The organism is Stutzerimonas urumqiensis, from assembly GCF_003640395.1.
GTDB lineage: Bacteria > Pseudomonadota > Gammaproteobacteria > Pseudomonadales > Pseudomonadaceae > Stutzerimonas > Stutzerimonas urumqiensis.
In genome coordinates, this window is the sequence record NZ_RBZQ01000005.1 from 275244 (window position 1) to 293027 (window position 17784).

The following is a 17784-nucleotide window of genomic DNA, read 5'->3' on the forward strand; positions in this document are numbered from 1 at the left end:
TGACCGTCACGGCCACGGCCTCGTTCAGAGCGGCAACAGCGCCCGGCTGGCGTCGAGGAAGCCCTCGAAAACGGCGTGCAACCGGCCCAGCTCGTCGAGCATGAAGGGCACCAGAAAGGCGGTGTAGAGCGTGAGCAGGAAGGCGAACAGCAGGTTCTTCACCGGCAGCGACAGGTCGAACACATGCAGCTGCGGCGCCATGCGCGACAGGTAGGCCAGCAGCAGGTCGGCGACCAGCAGGGCGATCACCAAGGGCGCGATCATCAGCACGCCGATGGCCATGAGCCGATCGAGCACATGCAGGATCTGCAAGGCGGTGGCCTCCACCAGCACCGGCACGAAGGCATCGGCCGGCCACAGGGCGTAGCTGGCGTAGAAGCCGTCGAGCATGGCGGTGAAGCCGCCGGTGGCGAAGAACAACGCGATCAAGGCGACAGCCAGGAAGGTCGAGGTCACGCTCGCCTCGCCGGTGCCGAGCGGGTCGAGCAACTGGGCCATGGTCGAGCCGCGTTGCAGGTCGATCAGCTCGCCGGCCACTTCGGCGGCCCAGAACGGGATACCGAACAAGAGCCCGATCGCTACGCCGATCACCACTTCCTTGAGGATCAGCCCCGAGAGCATCAAGGCCGACGGCGCCTCCAGCCCCGACAGCGCGACGAACGCCGGCGGCGCGACCGGCATCGCCACTACCACGGCCACCGCCGAGCGCAGGAAGCCCGTCAGCCCGAGCCGGTTGAACGCCGGCGTGACCATGATCAACCCCAGCGCCCGCGCCACCGCCAGCCCGAAGGCGCCGAGCAGCGGGTACGCCAGATCGAAGAAGGCCGTCGCCAGTTCGGTGTTCACCGCGAGCCCTAGCGCGTCCAGGCGGGAAAGCGGTCGAGCATCTGCCCGGCCAGGTCGACGATCTCCCCGCCGAGCAGCGGCCCGGTGACGATCAGCACCAGCAGCACCGCCACCAGCTTGACCGCCTGCGGCAGGGTCTGGTCCTGGATCTGCGTCAGCGCCTGCAACAGGCCGACGCCGAACCCGACCAGGATCGCCACCCCCAGCGCCGGGGCCGAGAGCAGCAGCACCAGCAGCGCGGCGTCCTTCATCAGCGCAACGAACGCAGCCTCGCCCACGTCAGCCCCCGTAGCTCAGGATCAGGCCGTGCATCAGCCGCGACCAGCCGTCCACCGCGACGAACAGGAAGATCTTCAGCGGAATCGAGATCAGCGTCGGCGACACCATCATCATGCCCATCGCCATCAGCACGTTGGAGACGATCAGGTCGATCACCAAAAACGGGATGTACAGCAGGAAGCCGATCTCGAACGCCCGTGTCAGCTCCGAGCTGACGAAGGCCGGGATCAGCACCATCAGGTCGTCGTCGCGCAGGTCGGCGCGCGCCTCCTCCGACCAGATGTCGCGCGTCGCATCCATGAAGAAGGCCCGCTCGCTCGGCTCGGCGTAGCGCGACAGGTGCGCCTGCAAGGGCTCGCGCAACGCGCCCGCGGTGGCCTTGACCTCTTCGACGCTGTCGAGCGCCAGCGGGCGGTTCTCCAGCTGGCGGAACAGCTCGCCGGCCAGCGGCGTGGTGACGTAGACCGCGAGGATCAGGGCGATGCCGTAGAGCACCAGGTTCGGCGGCGTCTGCTGCACGCCCAAGGCGTTACGGATGAGGAACAGCACCACCGAGATCTTCAGGAAGCCGGTGAGCGTCACCACCGCCAGCGGCAGCAGGCCGATGGTGGCGACCAGCAGGATGATGCCGAACAGGTTCGGCTCGAACTCATTCATCGGCGGCGAGGCTCGTCAGGCGCACGCCCAGGCCATCGCCCAGCCGGACCAGCTCGCCGCGGCCAATGCAGCGCCCGTTGACGCAAAGCCGCACCGGCTCGTCGAGCGGCCGATCGAGCGCCAGCACGCTGCCCTCGCCCAGCGTGCGCACCTCGCCGAGCGGCAGGTCGAGCCGCCCGATTTCGCAGACCAGTTGCAGCGGCAGCCGGTCGAGCGCCTCGTCGGTCAGGCTGGCGGTGCGTGGGGTGTCGTGTGGGGCATCCATCGGTTGCGGCTCCATGAACGGCGAGAAAAGGGAATCGGCCAAGGGCGGGTCGGTGTCAGGCGAGAGGCCGGCGCAGAGGCGAATCGCGGCAGGGCCGGCGCGTTCGCAAGCAGTCTGGAACCGGTCGGCGAGCCTCAGCCGGTGGCCGCCGACGGGACGCTCGAGCATCACCACATCGCCCGGTCGAAGGCTGCGCAGCTCGGCGAGATCGAGCCATTGCCAGCCGGCTTCGATCACCGCCGGCAACGGCAGGCTGTCCAGCGATCGAGGCGCGGCCGGTAGCGCGTCCAGTGCATCGGCCAGCAGGCCGGCCGCGGTTTCGTCCAGCTCGAGCCAGGCCTGCCCGGCGCCGATGCACAACCCGATGCAGACGGGCAACGGCCGTTGCGGCGCCTGCGCAACGAAGCGGACCGGCCGCCCGCCGTGCGCCTCGAACCGCTGGATCGGCGCCAGCAACGCGTGCTCGACCAGCAAGCCACGCCAGGCCGCCGGCAGCGCGGCCCAGCCCTCGCCCGCCCATTGCGCCAGCGTCTCGGGGCTCAGGTGCAGGCAGGCGTTGGCCTCGCCGATCGTCAACGGCAGCGCGATGGCACCGCTCGCGCGCGCGAGCGGCGCGGCCAGCCGAACCGGCAGCGGCCCGTCCGGCAGGTCGAGTGCAACGGCTTCGCGGCGACGGCACAGCCGGCGCAGCAGCGCCGGGGCGGCCGCATTGAGGGCAGGCAGGGTCGGGAGGAAGGGCAGGCAGTCGGGCGCTCGCTCGGGCAGGGTCACACGGGTTCCTTAATGGCGGTCTCGGGTCCAGTCGTCCTGCGCCGGCCGTTCGGCGTCGTCCTCGTCGCGGCGTTCGGCCTCTTGCCGGGCGCGGTGATTGAGGTGCAGCCGGTGGCGCTCGATGGCTTCGCGGCGCTTGCGCTGGCGCAGGTGCGTGCGGGCCAGCGCCGCGCGCTGCGCATCGGCATCGGCCTGCTCGCCCTGCGCCTGCTCGATGGCGGCCCGGTACATCTCGGCGTCGGCCTCGGCGGTCAGCCGGCGGGCGTATTCCTTCTGCAGGGTGGCCATGTCCAGCCGCGTGGCGAGGTAATGGAGCGTGGCCGATTCCTCGGCTTCGAGTTCGGCGCGAAAGCCCCGGTAAGCCGCTTCGGCCTGTCGCAGCCGTTCGGCGGCCTCGCGCGCCGCCTGCGCCTGGCCGGCCACGGCGGCGGCCGCCCGGCGTTCGCGCAACTGGCGCAGGGCGAGCAGGCGGTCGAGGGTGGTATCGCTCATCGCATCAGCTCCGTCAGGGCGCGCTGGGTGTCGGTGAAACCGGACGGCGCGGCCAGATCCTGCCGCAGGAAGGCGTCGATGGCCGTGTGGCGGGCAATCGCGGCATCCGTCTCGGGATCGCTGCCGGCGCTGTATTCGCCGACCTGCACCAGCAGCTCGACCTGCTCGTAGCGGGCCAGCGAGTCGCGAACGCGCGCCGCGACCTGCCGGTGCGCCGGTCGCACCACGGCATCCATCAAACGGCTGCGGCTCCTGAGCACATCGATCGCCGGGAAGTGGTTGCGCTGGGCCAGCGTCCGGCTGAGCAGGATGTGGCCGTCGAGGATCGACATGACTTCCTCGGCGACCGGGTCCTGGGTGCCCTCGCCTTCGGTCAGCACCGTGTACAACCCGGTGATCGAGCCGCTGGCGGCCGGGCCGGCGCGCTCCAGCAGCCGCGGCAGCGCGGCGAACAGCGACGGCGGGTAACCGCGCCGGGTCGGCGGCTCGCCGGCGGCAAGGCCGATCTCGCGCTGCGCACGGGCAAAGCGCGTGACGCTGTCCATCAGCAACAGCACGTGCCGGCCCTGATCGCGAAAATGCTCGGCCAGCGCGGTGGCGGCGTAGGCGGCCTTGACCCGCTCCATCGCCGGCCGGTCGGAGGTGGCGACCACCGCCACCGTGCGGGCGCGGGCCTCGGCGTCCAGGTGCCGCTCCAGCAGTTCGCGCACCTCGCGGCCGCGCTCGCCGATCAGGCCGAGCACCACCACGTCCGCCTCGGTGCCGCGGATCATCGCGGCCAGCAGCGATGACTTGCCCACGCCGGCCTCACCGAACAACCCCATGCGCTGCCCGCGCGCCAGGGTCAGCAACCCGTCGATGGCGCGAATGCCCAGCATCAGCGGCTGGTCGATGAGTTGCCGGCTGAAGGCCGCCGGCGGTTCGGCGTGCACCGGGCAGCGCGGCATGGGCGGCAGGCTGGCGCCCGGCGGGCCGTCCAGCCATTCGCCCAGCGGGCTGATGGCCTTGCCGAGCAAGGCGTCGCCCACCGGAATCTCCAGCACCGTGCCGGTCGGAATCACCTGGGCCCGCGTCGAGAGGCCGTCCAGCTCGCCGATGGGCGTGAGGATCGCCTCGTCCTCGGCGAAGCCCACCACCTCAGCCGCCACCTGCCGCTGCGTGACCGGATCGCGCAGGTAGCAAAGCTCGCCGATTCGCGCCATCGGCAGGCTGGCATGCACCATCACCCCGCGAACGCGCAGCACGCGGCCACGCATCGGTCGCGGCTCGGCCTGCTCGACGCGCGCATTCAGGCGCTGCACCAGATGGTCGAGCGACGGCCGCACGGATGGCTCGCTCATGCCGGCACCTGCGTGCGATCGGTCATCAGTGCGCGGGCGATGGCCTCGAGCTGGGCCTCGGCGTCCAGCTCGACCTCGGTCATCGCGCCGACCAGCGTCGCCTGCGCGCCGTGCAGGTGTGCATCGCCGATCACATCGGGTGCCGCATCGCCCAGGCGCTCGGCGAGCCGGCGTTGCACGGCGGCCACCCGCTCGGGCGCCACCCGCAGGCTCAGCGCCTGTTCGTCACGGAAATCGGCCAGCGCACGGGCGGCCAGCGCGGCGATGCGCTCGGCATCGTCCAGGCCATCGATGACCTGTCGAACGATGCCGAGCGCCAGTTGCGCCAGTTGATCTTCGAGGCCGGCCAGGTAGCGGTCGACATCCGCCTGCGTGCGCGCAAGCAGCTCGGCCGCGGCGTCGGCGCCCTGCGCACGGCCTTCGGCGTAGCCCTGGCGCCGCGCCGTGTCGGCCTCGGTCATCGCGCGTTCGCGCACCTGCGCGGCCTGCTCACGGGCGGCCTCGATGAAGCCGAACCCGTCCTGCCAGGCGCGGGCTTCGGCAGCGCGCAGGAGGCGGCCGGCCGGGCGGGTCGGCAGCGCGTTCATGCCGCCTCCCCGGCCGGCGCCGCCAGCCAGTCGACCGCGACGGCGCGCACGAGCGCAACGCGGCGGTCCCGGTAGTCATCATCGACAGCGCCGCCGGCCTCCAGCCCACGCAGGCGCATCCAGTGCTGCAACGACGCGGGCAGCGTGGCGAACCAGGCCGCCAGGCAGGCGGCGCCGTCGGTCTCGACGAGCACCTCGAGCAGGTCGGGGTCGTCCTGCTCGGTGCTCGACCACGCCAGCGCCCGGTGCCTCAGCGCAAGGGCACACAGCGGCCTGCCGAACCGCTCGTTCAAGGCCTGCACCTGCGGCGCCTGGATCGCCCGCGCGAAGGCCTGCGCCTGGCACACCACGCCGCAGGCGCGCCGCAGACCGGCGAGCTGGGCGTCGGTGGCACGCAGCAGCAGGCGATCGCCCGGCGCGTCCACCGCGGGCAAGTCGCCCGCGTCTCCGGCCAGCAACCGGAGCAGCCGATCGTGAAAGCGCGGCTCGGCCAGCAGCGCGTCCGTCTGCGCGATGTGAATGTCCGCGGCGTCGCCGCCGAGTTGCCGCCGAATCAGGGTCTGCACGTCGAGCAATGCCAGCCGCTCGCCGGCCGAAGGCGGCCAGCTGTCCCCGTCCATCGCCGCACTCATGCGCGAGGCGCCAGGGTGTAAACGCGCGCACCGCCGGCCGGGCGACGCATCAGCCAAATGCAGCCGCCAGCGAGCGCCAGCACCGCCAGCAGCAGCCCGCCGAACAGCAGGCGCGCCTGATCGAGGCTGGCCGCTTGCAGCGTGATGCCGAGAAAGCTCACCAGCGGTTCCGCCGTCGGGGCGACTACCGCGGGCGCCGCCACCGGGATCACCGAGACGCCTTCGTAGGTCAGGCCGGAAATGCCGTTGGCGACCAGGGTCTTCACCTGCGGGATCAGGCGATTGATGTCCAGGTCCGGCTCGTGGCGAATGAACACCGAGGCCGAGGACGGCACCGAGTCGCGCTTGAGAAGGTCGTTGTCCGGCAGGACCACGTGCACCCGCGCCGAGAGCACGCCATCGACCTGCGAGACGGTGTGCGACAGCTCCTGGCTGAGCGCATAGATCATCTGCGCCCGCTCCTGCACGGGCGAAGACACCAGCCCGTTGCTCTGGAACACCTCGCCCAGATTGGCGAAGTCCTGCTCCGGCAACCCGGCGTCCTCGAGCAGCGCGACGGCCTCGGCGAAGCGGCGCTTGTCCACCGTTACGGTCAGCAGCCCGTCCTTCTGCACGACGCGGTCGGCGGCGATGCCGCGTTCGAGCAGCGTCGCCACCATGCGGTTGGCCTCGCGCTGCTGGAGGTTGGTGTAGAGGTCGGTATCGCAGCCCTGGATCAGCAGCGCGAGCAGCAACAGGACGGTCGGCTTGATGCGCATCACTGGCCTCGCAACAGCGTGTTGGCTGCGCCGGAAATCTGCGTGGCGCCGCGCACCACCATCTGCGTCTCGATGGCGTGATCGAACATGCGGCTGAGCGATTCGGCGACCTTTTCCAGTTGCGCGTCGGCCATGCGCGTCGGCGCCGCCTGGCCGGCCGCGTCCGCTCCCGGTGCGGCGGAGGCATCCAGCTGCTCGGCGCGGATCGCGAACTGGCGGGTGCGCTCGAGAAAGCCGTCGAGGCCGTTCACCAGCCCTTCGCCCAGTTGCGCGGGGCTGGCTCCCTGCCCCGCGACTTGGGCCTGACCGGCCAGGTGCTCGAACAGGTTCTGCGACGCCAGCTCCGGGCCGGACGGCAGGGTGGCGGTGGAAATCGTCGGCGTCATGGTGCCCCTCGTGCGCTGCGGTCAGTCCAGGTGGGTGCGGACGGTCACTCGTCCGACATGGCTTCGTTGAGGATCTCGGTGGCGCGCGGCATGAGGATCATCTGCCCGCCGATCTGGATGGCGCCGACGATCAGCATCTCGTTGAAGTCGGCCTCCGACAGCTCGTTCTGCGCGTTCTCGATGGCCTCGTCGAAGGTCCGCTCATTGGCGGCGGCGCTGGAGCCGCCGGTGACGACGCTGGTGTCTACGGGATTGATGGACATGCAAAGGTCTCCTGCGTGGATGTGCCGGATGGCACGGGCGTCGGTGTCAGCTGCGGTCGCTGGCCACCTCGGTGTCGGCGCCGCCGCGAAACACGCGCACGCCGAGGCTGGGTGCAGCGCCGCCGCGCGGGCGCAGGCTGTCGAGGCGGCGTTGCACGTGGCCGATGTAGCCGGGCGGGCCGGAGACGGCGAGCAGGGCCTGGCGTGCGTCCAGCCGGGCGGCGATGCCCGCGCCCGGGCCGAGCGAGTCGAGCAGCCGATCGAGGGCTTGAGCGTCGTAGCGGCGGACATCGAAGCTGCGGGTGGCGACGTCCCTGGCGGCGTCGACCACCACGGCGTCGCCGTCGAGGTACCAGGACAGGCCGGCGGCGGCGGCCACGCGATCGAGAAAGGCGCGCGCATCGGCGGCCTGGATGTCGCCACGCACGCGGCCACGCACCTGATCGGAAAGGATGACGGGCACGCCGAGGTTGCGGCCGAACTCGCCGAGCACGCCGCGCACGTCCTGATCGAGCACGCGGTAGCGGTAGGGCTCGGCAAACCAGTCCGGGCTGGCGAGCGCAGGCAGCGGCAGGCCGATCGCCAGCGCGAGGCACGCGCATCGGCATAGGGCGCAGAGGTCCGGGCGAAGCAGGTTCATGTTCGTTCCATGCGGCTAGCGGCCGGACCTGGGCCCGGCATTCACACTGTCCTGTATGGCGCGACTGCACGACCGCATTCCAGCGACCGAACGCGGGAACCGCCGTGACGGTTCCTGGCAATGGCCCGAGTATCGCCAAGGCAGATGACGTTCAGGTTGCAGCGCGGCGTGTCGTCGCCAGGCGGATGTCACGGCGCTGTCATGCGGCTCTGGCCCAATCGTGCGCTGCACCCGATGCAGGAGATGTCCGTGCCCGAGTTCGCCCCGCTGCGCCTGTCCGCCACCCTCCTCTGCCTGACCCTGACCGCCTGCGCCAGCCAGTCGACCGCGCCCCTCGGCGACCATGACCGGCTCATGGCGCTGGCCGAGCAGGTACGCCGCGGCGGCGACCCGGCCTCCGCGGCCGCGCTGTACGAACGCGCCGTGCAGCAGGGCGACGACAGCCCGGACCTGCTGCGCGCGCTGGGCGAAACCCGGCTCGCGGCCGGCGATGCGGCGGGTGCCGCCGAGGCGTTTCGCGACCTGTTGCGGCAGGACGACGAAGACCCGCAGGCGCTGCTCGGGCTGGGGACCGCAGAGTTGCAGCTCGGCCGCTTCGACCGCGCCGTCCGGACGCTTGAGCAGGCCGCGCCGGCACTGGGTACCGCGCAGGCCTACAACCGGCTCGGCACGGCGCAGGTGCTGGCCGGTCGCTTCGGCGACGCCCAGGCGGCCTATGGCACGGCGATCGACCAGGCGCCGGGCGATCTCGACATTCGCAGCAACCTGGCGCTGGCACTGGCGTTGAACGACCAGGCCGACGAGGCACAGCGAGCGATCGCCGCGGTCGCGCGCTCGCCGCTGGCCGAGCCGCACCATCTGCGCCAGCAGATGCTGGTCCTGACCCTGATCGGCGACGAAGCCGGCGCGGCGCAGGCATTGGCCGGGCTGCCCGAGCAGGATCGTCTGGCCCTGCTCGCCGAAGCCCGTTCGATTCGCCAGCTCGACGATCCGGCCGCGCGCGCGCGGGCCATCGGGCTGCTGACCGGCGCCCGCTGAGCCGCCTGCGATCAGCCAGCGGCGCGCTCGGGGTCAGGGCACGCCGGCCGTGCCGGTCTGCGCTTCCAGCCGGCGCTGGCGTTCCTGCCCGGCCTCGGCATCGCCACGCAGGTAGCGCTCGGCGGCCTGCGCCACCGGCGCGGCGAAGGCAGCGCCGGTCTGCCGGCCGTGACGCAAGTCGGCCGGGTGCTCGACCATTCGCTGCAGGTTCAGCGCGTTGGCACAGCCGGGCGGTAGGCGCTCGGGTTCGGCGTCCTCCACCGCGAGCGCCAGGCAGGCATCGGGAAAGGGTCGCGCCTGGTCGCGCAGGTCGCTGCTGAAATCCGCCGAGTAGCGCGGCGAATCCAGCTCGGTGGCGCATCCCGACACGAGCGCGGCCAGCCCCAGCCAGGCGACGATCGGCAGCAGCGCCCGGTGCGTATCAATCGACATGGAATCCGAACTCCGTACGACGGGTGAGGCCCTGGCCGCCGGCCAGTTGCCAGGCAGGATTGGCGCTGGCCGGATCGAGCGGCGTGGCCAGCTCGCGCTCGCCGCTCGGCTCGACCAGGTAAGGCGTGATGAGGATCACCAGCTCCGTCTCGCTCTGCTGGAACCGCTTGGAGCGGAACAGCGCGCCGAGCACCGGCAGGTCGCCGAGCAGCGGCAGGCGATCCATGTCCTGCGTGTTGTCGCGCTGGAACAGCCCGGCGATGGCGAAGGTCTGGCCGCTACCGACTTCCACCTGCGTATCGGCGCGGCGGATGCGGAAGGTCGGCACCGTCAGGCCGGCGATTTCCACCGTGCTGCTGCCCGACAGGCTGCTGACCTCGGGCCGCACGCGCAGGCCGATGCGATCGCCGGGCAGAAGCGTGGGGGTGAACGTCAGCGACACGCCGTAGGGCTTGTACTCGATGCCGACCAGCTCGTTGCCGACCGGCACCGGCACGGGGATCTCGCCGCCCGCGAGGAAGCTCGCGGTCTGGCCGGTCATGGCGGTGATGTTCGGCTCGGCGAGGATTTCCAGCAGGCCGTTGCTCTGCAACGCATCGAGCAGCACGTCGACGCTGCCGCTGCCGGAGCTGAAGCCGCCGCCGATGAGGTTGGTCGCGCCTTCGGCCGCGGCGCCCGCCAGCGGTCCACCGGTGACGAGACCGAAGGTGAAGTTGCCGGCATTGACCAGCGCGTTCCAGTTCACGCCGTAGCTGAGCAGCTGCTGCCGCGAGACTTCGGCGAAGCGCACGCGGATGTTCACCTGCGGCGCGCCTTCGTAGGTCGCGAGGTTCAAGGCGGGCTGGCCCTCGGCAGCCTGGCTGTCGAGCGTGCCCTGGACGGCGAGCGCCGACGCCACCGAGTCGGTGCTGCCGCTGGCCAGGGCACGCCGGCCAGCCAGATCGACCCTGACCGTGCCGGCCTCGGGCCGCACCTCGAGGCGAACGCGCCCGCGGTCCTGCTGTTCGGCGCCGAGCGCGATCAGGTCCGTCGCGCCTAGCGACTTGGCATAGACGTAGGCGACTCCGTCGGAGACGACCCGCACGTCCGCGATCGCAGGATCAGCGACGAACAAGGATTCCACACGGCCCGGAAAGCGCAGCACCCGCCCTTCCCCCGGCGCCAGCCCGATGCGCTGGTCGCTGCCGGGATCGAGCGTGACCGGCCGTGCCTGCGCGGCGAGCGGCAGCAGGCCGGCCAGCAGGCAGAAACAGGTGACCAGCCACAGGCCGTGGCGAATCACACGGCTGCCGTTATCCATCGAAGGGTCGTGCATGAGCGCTCCTTGCAAAGGGTGAATCAGGATGCCGCGGCCGTGGCGGTACGCTCCGGCAGCGGCTTGTAGCCGCGCGGCAGCTCCACCGGCGCCAGCGGCTGGACGGAAAATTCGCGGGTCAGGTCCTGGTAGCTGAGCACCGCCACGTCGAGGCCGTGCCGCACCAGCAGCTGCCGCAGGTAGCGGCGGATGTCCGGCGAGGTCATCACCACCGGTTCGAGGCTGCCGGAGAGCCCGTCCAGGTGGCCTTGCAGCTGGGACAAGACACCGCGCGACAGGCTTTCGGGCAGCACCTGACGGTCGCTCCGGCGCAGGATCTGTCTGATGGCTTCTTCCAGCGGACGGGTCAGCGTGTAGGCGGCGATCACCCGATTGCCATCGGCGTATCGGTGGCAGATGTGGCGCGCCAGCGCGGCGCGCACATGCTCGCTGAGCACATGGATTTCCAGGTCGCGCCCGCCCCATTCGACCAGCGCTTCGAGCAGCACCCGCAGGTTGCGCAGGCTGATGCCTTCGTCCAGCAGTCGGCGCAGCACTTCGGAAGTGCGCTGCAGCGACACGGCGCGCTGGGCCTCCTTCACCAGTTCGGGATAGTCGGCCTCCATCCGCGCCAGCAGCTGCCGGGTCTCCTGGATGCCGACGAACTCGGCGGCATAGCGCCGCAAGGTCTGCGCGAGGTAGTCGCCGAGCGCCTCGTCGAGGCTGCGGAAGGCGACGCCCGCCTCGGTCATCGCGCCACGCGCCGCGGCATCCGCCCACAGCGCTTCGCGGCGACCCGCCAGGGGCGGCAGGCGCAGCGGTTCGACGTCGGCCAGGGCCAGGGTGATCTCGTCGTCGAGGATCTGCAGGCCGCCGGGCACCACGCTCGTCTCGGCGACCGGCACGCCGTCGACATCGACACCGACCCGCCCCTCGCCCGCACGCGGATCGCACCGGACGCCGACCCGCGGCAGTTCGATGCCCAACTCCTCCATCACCCGCTCGCGGGCCTGCTCGGCCTGCGCCCGCACGGTCGCGAGCGGCATGCCCTGCTCGACCGTCGGCCCCAGCCACAGGGTGACGCGGCAGGCGGTGTCGCCGAGTTCCAGCGGCGTGGGCCCGCCCGGTTCGAGCGCGACCGGCGCGGTGTCGCTGGCCAACCCCGCCGCGGGTGTCGAATCGGCCAGCACCGGCTCCGGCCGTTCGCGCCGCACCTGCCGATAGGCGCAGCCGCCAAGCAGCACCGACAGCACGAGGAACACCGGCGCCGGAAAACTCGGCACGAAGGCGACCGCCAGCAGGATCGCCGACGTCAGCCCGAGCGCCTTGGGGTTGGCGCCCATCTGCCCGACGATTTCGCTGCCCAGGTCGCGCTCGTCGTCGGATGCCACCCGCGTCACGACCGTGCCGGCCGCCACGGCGATCAGCAGCGCCGGTATCTGCGCAATCAGGCCGTCGCCCACGGTCAGCAGCGAATAGGTATGCAGCGCCTCGCCGAAGGGCATGCCGCGGTCGAGCATGCCGATGGCCCAGCCGCCGAACAGGTTGACGCAGAGGATGACCAGCCCGGCGATGGCATCGCCCTTGACGAACTTCATCGCGCCGTCCATCGCGCCGTACAGCTGGCTTTCCCGCTCGAGCCGCGAGCGGCGCAGACGGGCTTCCTGCTGGTCGATGTCGCCGTTGCGCAGGTCGTTGTCGATGCTCATCTGCTTGCCCGGCATCGCATCGAGCGTGAAACGGGCCGCGACTTCGGCGACGCGCTCCGAGCCCTTGGTGATCACCAGAAACTGCGCCACGGTGATGATCAGGAAGACCACCAGGCCGATCACCACCTCGCCGGCGATGACGAACTCGCCGAACGCCTGGACGATCTCGCCGGCATCCCCTTCGAGCAGGATCAGCCGCGTGGTGGTGATCGACAGCGCCAGGCGAAACAGCGTGCTCAGCAGGATCACCGGCGGCAGGGCCGAGAAGTCGACCGAACGCGACAGGTAGAACGCCACCACCAGCACCAGCAGGCTGAAGGCGATGTTGACGCCGATGAGCAGGTCCACCAGCCAGGTCGGCAGCGGAATGACCATCATGGTGACGGCCAGCAGCATGAAGGCGGCGATCACCACGTCGCTGCGCCCGGCGGCGAGCTGCGCCAGGCGATTGAGCGGAGCCAGGGTCATTCGGTCCTCCAGGCGAGGTAGCGGTGGAAGCAGTCGCGGGCCTGGTCATGCTCGCCGAGCAGCCAGAAGGCCCGGCTGCGCAGCAGTTGATGGTCGGCACGCTCGCCTTCCAGCCCGGCGAGCTGATCGACCGCGAGCAGCGCCCGGCGCCCGTCGCCGACGGCCAGAAAGCCACCGACCAGGGTCCGCAGGATCGGCGCATGGGCCGGTGCCAGCCGCGCGGCGAGCAGCAACATGGCGAGCCCGCGATGGGGCTGGCCGGCGCGGGCATAGAGGTCGCCACGCACCTGCAGCCAGAGCGCCGCTTCGTGGTCGAGCACGCTCACGAGGCCTGCTCCTGCGCCAGCAATTCGAGCAGCGCCTGCTGTTGGTCGCACTCTTCGAGCAGCATGCGCTCGAGCATGACGAGGGTTTCCGGGTCGGCATCCAGTGCCGGCAACACGGCGTCGAGCAGGTGCTGGAGGATGTCCAGCGAGCGGTGCTCTCCGAGCAGGCCCGGATCGTCGATCAAGGGCAGCGTGGCGCGTTCCAGCGCACTGAGCTGCGCACGGGAAGGTCGATCGCGACGGGCGCGCAGCAGCCGTTCGAAGCTGTCGCCGGCCGTGCCGTTGACCACCGGCGCAAAACGTCGAACGGCGTCTGCGGAGCTCGCCGAGGAGACCTCGGCGCCGGCCGAACGGCCGAGGCGGTGCGGGTCGATTCTCAACGGAGGGTACTCAGCGGACGTGCGTTCATAACGTCAGCGCGTACTCGGCGCCATCGCGGCGCAGCAGGAGCCGGTCCGCCTCGATCGCCGACAGTACCCAGCCGTCGGCCATTGCCGCGCCGGGATAGAGCCGCTCGCCATGCTCGCCGATGACATAGGGGTTGGGCCCACTCCAGATCGCCTGCACCCGTACGCGCGGCGCTGGCGGGCGCTCTCGCTCGGTGACGGCCGCGTGCAGCAGGTGAGTGTCGCCGTGGCTCCGGTCGAACCAGCGCTGGACGTCGCGCCAGCGGGTCATGGCCTCGGCGTCCAGCGTGCCGGTGATCTGCACGTAACTGCCGTCGGCGTCGAGTCGCAGCGACTCGAGCCCGGCATCGGCGAGCCGCGCCCGCAGCGCATCGAGCGGTTCGGTAGGCGCCGGGAGGGTCGCGGCCGCCGCCGGCATCGCCTCGGGCATCGGCGCCGGTCGCGACGAGGCGCCGCTCATGGCGAGAAAGGGATAAAGGCACAAGGCCACGCCCGCCAGGCTGCCGGCGGCCCAGGCGGCGCGGCGGTCGAGCCAGGCTCGCAGCGGCGTCGCGACGGGCTGGGTCGGGCGCAGGTCGAGCGCCACCTCGCCGACGGCCAGCCGCGCCGGCAACCGTGCCAGGCAGCCGGTGCCCTGGGCCAGTGCGGTGCCATCGACCAGCACCGCGCCGCCGATCGCCTCGATGCGCACCCGGCCGCCGCGCTCGGGGCTCAGCACGAAGTGCTCGGGCGCGATGGCCGCGTCGCTGAGTACCACGTCGCAGGCCAGGTCGCTGCCAATGCGACAGGCGCGCCGGTCGAGGTCGAAGGAGGCGCCGGCATGCGCGCCGGCTACCACCAGCGCACGCGAAGCCGTCGGCGTCAGGGTCGCGAAGAGCTGAGCATTCATCGGATTCGAGCCCCGTGGCGGTGTTCACGCCGCACGCCGGAGCGGTGCCGCGCGAAACAGGAATTCGGTGAAAACGTCGGGCGACGCCGAAACGCCGCCCGAGCGCGAATCAGTTCTGAGGACGCTGCTTGGTCGCGTCGAGCTCAGTCTTCTTCTCGGTGGTGATCTCGGTGATCTTGGCCGACTTTTCGATCGCGGCGTCGAAAGCGGCTTCCATCTTGGCGATTGCAGCGTCGGCGGACGTGGTGCTGCTGGGGGCTACAGAACTCATATCGATGTCTCCTTGGAGGGGGATAAAGGACATGCGCAAACCGCCACTGCTCGGCTGCAACCTGCACAACGCCAACGAGCGGTGACCTGGCCGGCGTGCCGGTGGCCGTCGTTCGTTGCAGGGTCAGGTTGCAGAGCGAACGTGACGGTTTAATGGCGGGATAGAGCCCTGTAGACGGTTTCCCGGCGAACGGTAGGCTTGCCATGCCGGTGCCATCCAGGCGTCACAGAACTGACTTATGCTCAGGCCATCCCTCGGAGATCAGCCATGCCTTCGACCACCGCACCCGGTCACGACGAAAACCCCAACGGGCCTTCACTGGGGGCGTTGTTCCTGATCTTCCTGCGGCTGGGCTGCACCTCGTTCGGCGGGCCGGTGGCGCACCTGGGTTATTTTCGCGACGAGTTCGTCGTGCGGCGCCGGTGGCTGGGCGAGCGCGCCTATGCCGATCTGGTCGCGCTGTGCCAGTTCCTCCCAGGCCCGGCGAGCAGTCAGGTGGGCATGGCGATCGGCCTGTCGCGCGGCGGCTACGCCGGACTGGCGCTGGCCTGGTGCGGGTTCACCCTGCCGTCGGCGGTCGCGCTCATCCTGTTCGCGCTGGGCGTGGCGCACTGGGGCGATGCGCTGCCCGCGGGCCTGCTCGATGGGCTGAAGATCGCCGCCGTGGCGGTCGTTGCCCAAGCCGTGTGGGGCATGGGCCGCAGCCTCTGCCCCGATCCGTTGCGCATCGCCCTGATGATCGGCGCGGCCGCGCTGGTGTCGCTGTGGTCGACCGCGCTGGCACAGGTCGCGGTCATCCTGCTCGGCGGGCTGGTCGGGCTGTGGCGCCTGCGGCCGGATGCGGATGCCGCGCACCAAGCGCTGCCGGTGACCGTCTCGCGTCGCACGGGGCTGATCTGGCTCGCGCTGTTCGCTGCGCTGCTGGTCGGCCTGCCGCTGCTGGCGGAGGTCATGAGCGGGCGGACGATCGAGCTGATCGCCGCGTTCTACCGCGCCGGCGCGCTGGTGTTCGGCGGCGGTCATGTGGTGCTGCCGCTGCTGCAGGCCGAGGTGGTGCCGACCGGCTGGGTCGGGAACGCGACCTTCCTCGCCGGCTATGGCGCGGCGCAGGCGGTGCCGGGCCCGCTATTCACCTTCTCGGCCTTCCTCGGCGCCTCGCTGAACGGGCAGCCGAGCGGCTGGCTGGGCGGCTCGATCGCGCTGCTGGCGATCTTCGCGCCGTCCTTTTTGCTCATCGTCGGCGCCCTGCCCTTCTGGGAAGGCCTGCGCCGCAGCCGACGCACCCGGGCCGCGCTGATGGGCATCAATGCCGCCGTGGTCGGGCTGCTGCTCGCCGCGCTCTACGACCCGGTCTGGACGTCGGCCATCGACGGTCCGGCGGCGTTCATGCTGGCGGTCGCGGCGTTCTTCGCACTCGTCACCTGGCGCCTGCCGCCCTGGCTGGTGGTGCTCGGCTGCGCACTGCTCGGCGTCCTCCTGCAACCATGAACTCATCCGCACGATGGATGTGATTCAGCGCACAGGCTGATAAGCTCCGCGCCCTCACGAACACGGATGTTCAGGTGCTTATGGATAACACAGACAAACGCCGCTACCACGCGTTGCGCGCACATATCGACGGGCTGCTGAATGACGGCGCGTCCTTCGTCAAACGCGACCCCACCCTGCTCTGCCACCGCGAAAAGCTCTATCGCGTGACGCTGGGCATGTTGGTAGACGAGTTCCACGAGGTCGAACACCTGGACCTCGCCCACCTCCCCGCGCCGCCCGTGCCGCTGCTCGACGAGCAGTGACAATACCGAGCTTCGGGCCGGCCTGAACCGATTCGGCCCGGTCCGACCGTTTGCCCTCTCCTCTCTTGCGACGCACCTGTGCGGCCTCGACGGGTCACACCTTGAGTCGTCATTCGAGAGGAGGCCCCATGACGGTCGAGCAACAGCTGCAACTACTCGAGGAACTGCTACTGGCCCGAGGCCCCGCGGGGCAGGAAGACGAAGTGCGTGCCATCTGTCATCGCGAGCTGTCGGGTTGTTGCGACGAGGTCTGGCAGGACCCGGCCGGCAACCTGATCGGCGTGATCAAAGCGACCCAGGTGCCGCGCGCCGAGGCCGAGCAGCATGCGATACGCATCATGGCGCACCAGGATGAGATCGCGATGGTGGTCAAGCGTATCGACGATGATGGCCGCCTGCGTGTCGTGGCGCTGGGCGGCGCCTACCCGGTCAACTTCGGCATGTGCCCGGTCGACATCCTCGGCGAGTCGCAGGTGCTGTCCGGCGCGCTGTCCTTCGGCACCATGCACGGCACCACCGAGACCTCGCAGTCAAAGGATGTCCTGCAGGGCGACGTGCAGTGGAACGACGTGCATGTGATCACACGCTACAGCAAGGCGGAGCTTGGCGAACTCGGCGTGCGGGCCGGCACGCGGGTGGTGCTGAGTCGGCACTGGCGCAAGCCCTTGCGCATCCGCGACTGCATCGCCGCGCACTTCCTGGACGACCGCGCGCCGATCGTCACGGCGCTCACGGCGGCGCGAATGCTGTGCGATTGCCGCGAATCGCTCACCGCCGACGTCATGTTCGTGTTCACCACGAACGAGGAGGAAACCAACTCCGGCGCCCAATACGCGGCGCGCACGCTGCCCGGCACCCTGTGCATCGCGCTGGAAGTCGGTCCCATCGCCGCCGAATACGACACCCGATTGTCGGTCGATCCGATCGTGCTGACGGGGGATGAAAAGGGCTTCTACTCACGGCATGTGTCGGAAGGCCTGCTCAAGGCGGCGGCGCGCTGCGGCTATTGCCCGCAGCCCGCGCTGATGCCCGGCTTCGCCTCCGACGCCAGCGCCGTGCTCGGCTCGGGCTCCTCGCCAACCGCCGGCTGTCTGGCCATCCCGACCGAGAACACCCACGGCTATGAAGTGATCATGCAGCACGGCATGGAGGCCTGCGCGCGCACCCTGGTGGAGTACCTGAGGTCGCCGGGTGGCTAGGGTGAGTCCTGGCGTCGCTGCCGATGGCGATTGGCGAGTGCG

General features: G+C 70.6%; 23 protein-coding genes. 4 read left to right on the forward strand and 19 right to left on the reverse strand.

The annotated features are described in order from the left end of the window. Positions 1 to 24: 24 nt before the first annotated feature. The 12 genes from sctT to D7325_RS12120 are packed head-to-tail and all read right to left on the reverse strand — an operon-like array spanning position 25 to position 7916. Positions 25 to 846, reverse strand: a complete 822-nt coding sequence (gene sctT / locus D7325_RS12065) for a type III secretion system export apparatus subunit SctT (RefSeq protein ID WP_120995975.1) — start codon at positions 844 to 846, stop codon at positions 25 to 27. A gap of 8 nt (positions 847 to 854) precedes the next feature. Beyond that, positions 855 to 1124 (reverse strand): type III secretion system export apparatus subunit SctS, encoded by a 270-nt coding sequence (gene sctS, locus D7325_RS12070; protein WP_120995976.1) that lies wholly within the window; start codon positions 1122 to 1124, stop codon positions 855 to 857. Position 1125: 1 nt separating this feature from the next. Then, positions 1126 to 1782 carry a type III secretion system export apparatus subunit SctR gene (gene sctR, locus D7325_RS12075; RefSeq protein WP_120995977.1) on the reverse strand — a complete coding sequence of 219 codons (657 nt, stop codon included), beginning with the start codon at positions 1780 to 1782 and terminating at the stop codon, positions 1126 to 1128. Further along, positions 1775 to 2818: a type III secretion system cytoplasmic ring protein SctQ gene (sctQ, locus tag D7325_RS12080; protein WP_120995978.1), complete on the reverse strand. Its 1044-nt coding sequence runs from the start codon at positions 2816 to 2818 to the stop codon at positions 1775 to 1777. Before sctQ ends, sctR begins: the two co-directional genes overlap by 8 nt. 9 nt (positions 2819 to 2827) lie before the next feature. After that, the gene (locus D7325_RS12085) at positions 2828 to 3310 is read right to left on the reverse strand and encodes a hypothetical protein (RefSeq protein WP_120995979.1); all 483 of its coding nucleotides are present in this window, start codon (positions 3308 to 3310) and stop codon (positions 2828 to 2830) included. Then, entirely contained in the window at positions 3307 to 4650 is a 1344-nt protein-coding gene (locus tag D7325_RS12090) for a FliI/YscN family ATPase (RefSeq protein WP_120995981.1), read from the reverse strand. Before D7325_RS12090 ends, D7325_RS12085 begins: the two co-directional genes overlap by 4 nt. Beyond that, positions 4647 to 5237, reverse strand: coding sequence for a type III secretion system stator protein SctL (gene sctL / locus D7325_RS12095; RefSeq protein WP_120995982.1), 591 nt, complete (start codon positions 5235 to 5237; stop codon positions 4647 to 4649). The genes D7325_RS12090 and sctL overlap by 4 nt, the downstream gene beginning before the upstream one ends. Next, positions 5234 to 5869 (reverse strand): hypothetical protein, encoded by a 636-nt coding sequence (locus tag D7325_RS12100; protein WP_162988040.1) that lies wholly within the window; start codon positions 5867 to 5869, stop codon positions 5234 to 5236. Before D7325_RS12100 ends, sctL begins: the two co-directional genes overlap by 4 nt. After that, entirely contained in the window at positions 5866 to 6627 is a 762-nt protein-coding gene (gene sctJ, locus D7325_RS12105; RefSeq protein WP_120995984.1) for a type III secretion system inner membrane ring lipoprotein SctJ, read from the reverse strand. Before sctJ ends, D7325_RS12100 begins: the two co-directional genes overlap by 4 nt. Then, a complete protein-coding gene (locus tag D7325_RS12110; RefSeq protein ID WP_120995985.1) occupies positions 6627 to 7013 on the reverse strand; it encodes a hypothetical protein in 387 nt (128 codons plus the stop codon). The genes sctJ and D7325_RS12110 overlap by 1 nt, the downstream gene beginning before the upstream one ends. A gap of 44 nt (positions 7014 to 7057) precedes the next feature. Continuing rightward, entirely contained in the window at positions 7058 to 7276 is a 219-nt protein-coding gene (locus D7325_RS12115; protein ID WP_120995987.1) for a hypothetical protein, read from the reverse strand. Between the two features lie 46 nt (positions 7277 to 7322). Then, positions 7323 to 7916, reverse strand: a complete 594-nt coding sequence (locus D7325_RS12120; RefSeq protein WP_120995989.1) for a type III secretion protein — start codon at positions 7914 to 7916, stop codon at positions 7323 to 7325. Between the two features lie 249 nt (positions 7917 to 8165). Between D7325_RS12120 and D7325_RS12125 the strand changes: the two genes are divergently transcribed. After that, the gene (locus D7325_RS12125; RefSeq protein WP_162988041.1) at positions 8166 to 8954 is read left to right on the forward strand and encodes a tetratricopeptide repeat protein; all 789 of its coding nucleotides are present in this window, start codon (positions 8166 to 8168) and stop codon (positions 8952 to 8954) included. Positions 8955 to 8987: 33 nt separating this feature from the next. Here D7325_RS12125 and D7325_RS12130 read toward each other — a convergent pair whose 3' ends face one another. The 7 genes from D7325_RS12130 to D7325_RS19090 all read right to left on the reverse strand — a co-directional run bounded on the left by D7325_RS12130 (position 8988) and on the right by D7325_RS19090 (position 14750). Beyond that, complete coding sequence (locus D7325_RS12130; RefSeq protein ID WP_120995993.1) at positions 8988 to 9386, reverse strand: hypothetical protein; 399 nt, start codon at positions 9384 to 9386, stop codon at positions 8988 to 8990. Beyond that, a complete protein-coding gene (locus tag D7325_RS12135) occupies positions 9376 to 10686 on the reverse strand; it encodes a type II and III secretion system protein family protein (RefSeq protein ID WP_120996146.1) in 1311 nt (436 codons plus the stop codon). The genes D7325_RS12130 and D7325_RS12135 overlap by 11 nt, the downstream gene beginning before the upstream one ends. Positions 10687 to 10724: 38 nt before the next feature. Next, positions 10725 to 12857 (reverse strand): type III secretion system export apparatus subunit SctV, encoded by a 2133-nt coding sequence (sctV, locus tag D7325_RS12140; protein WP_120995995.1) that lies wholly within the window; start codon positions 12855 to 12857, stop codon positions 10725 to 10727. Next, complete coding sequence (locus D7325_RS12145; RefSeq protein WP_120995997.1) at positions 12854 to 13183, reverse strand: type III secretion protein; 330 nt, start codon at positions 13181 to 13183, stop codon at positions 12854 to 12856. Before D7325_RS12145 ends, sctV begins: the two co-directional genes overlap by 4 nt. Continuing rightward, complete coding sequence (locus tag D7325_RS12150; RefSeq protein ID WP_120995999.1) at positions 13180 to 13563, reverse strand: hypothetical protein; 384 nt, start codon at positions 13561 to 13563, stop codon at positions 13180 to 13182. Before D7325_RS12150 ends, D7325_RS12145 begins: the two co-directional genes overlap by 4 nt. A gap of 25 nt (positions 13564 to 13588) precedes the next feature. Beyond that, complete coding sequence (locus D7325_RS12155; RefSeq protein WP_120996001.1) at positions 13589 to 14479, reverse strand: SctD/MshK family protein; 891 nt, start codon at positions 14477 to 14479, stop codon at positions 13589 to 13591. A 109-nt stretch (positions 14480 to 14588) separates the two neighbouring features. Next, complete coding sequence (locus D7325_RS19090) at positions 14589 to 14750, reverse strand: hypothetical protein (protein ID WP_162988042.1); 162 nt, start codon at positions 14748 to 14750, stop codon at positions 14589 to 14591. Positions 14751 to 15017: 267 nt separating this feature from the next. Between D7325_RS19090 and chrA the strand changes: the two genes are divergently transcribed. From chrA to D7325_RS12170, 3 genes are all read left to right on the forward strand, one after another. After that, complete coding sequence (gene chrA, locus D7325_RS12160; protein ID WP_120996003.1) at positions 15018 to 16238, forward strand: chromate efflux transporter; 1221 nt, start codon at positions 15018 to 15020, stop codon at positions 16236 to 16238. Between the two features lie 80 nt (positions 16239 to 16318). Next, positions 16319 to 16543, forward strand: a complete 225-nt coding sequence (locus tag D7325_RS12165; RefSeq protein ID WP_120996005.1) for a hypothetical protein — start codon at positions 16319 to 16321, stop codon at positions 16541 to 16543. Positions 16544 to 16671: 128 nt separating this feature from the next. Then, complete coding sequence (locus tag D7325_RS12170) at positions 16672 to 17742, forward strand: zinc-binding metallopeptidase family protein (protein ID WP_120996007.1); 1071 nt, start codon at positions 16672 to 16674, stop codon at positions 17740 to 17742. Positions 17743 to 17784 lie beyond the last annotated feature (42 nt).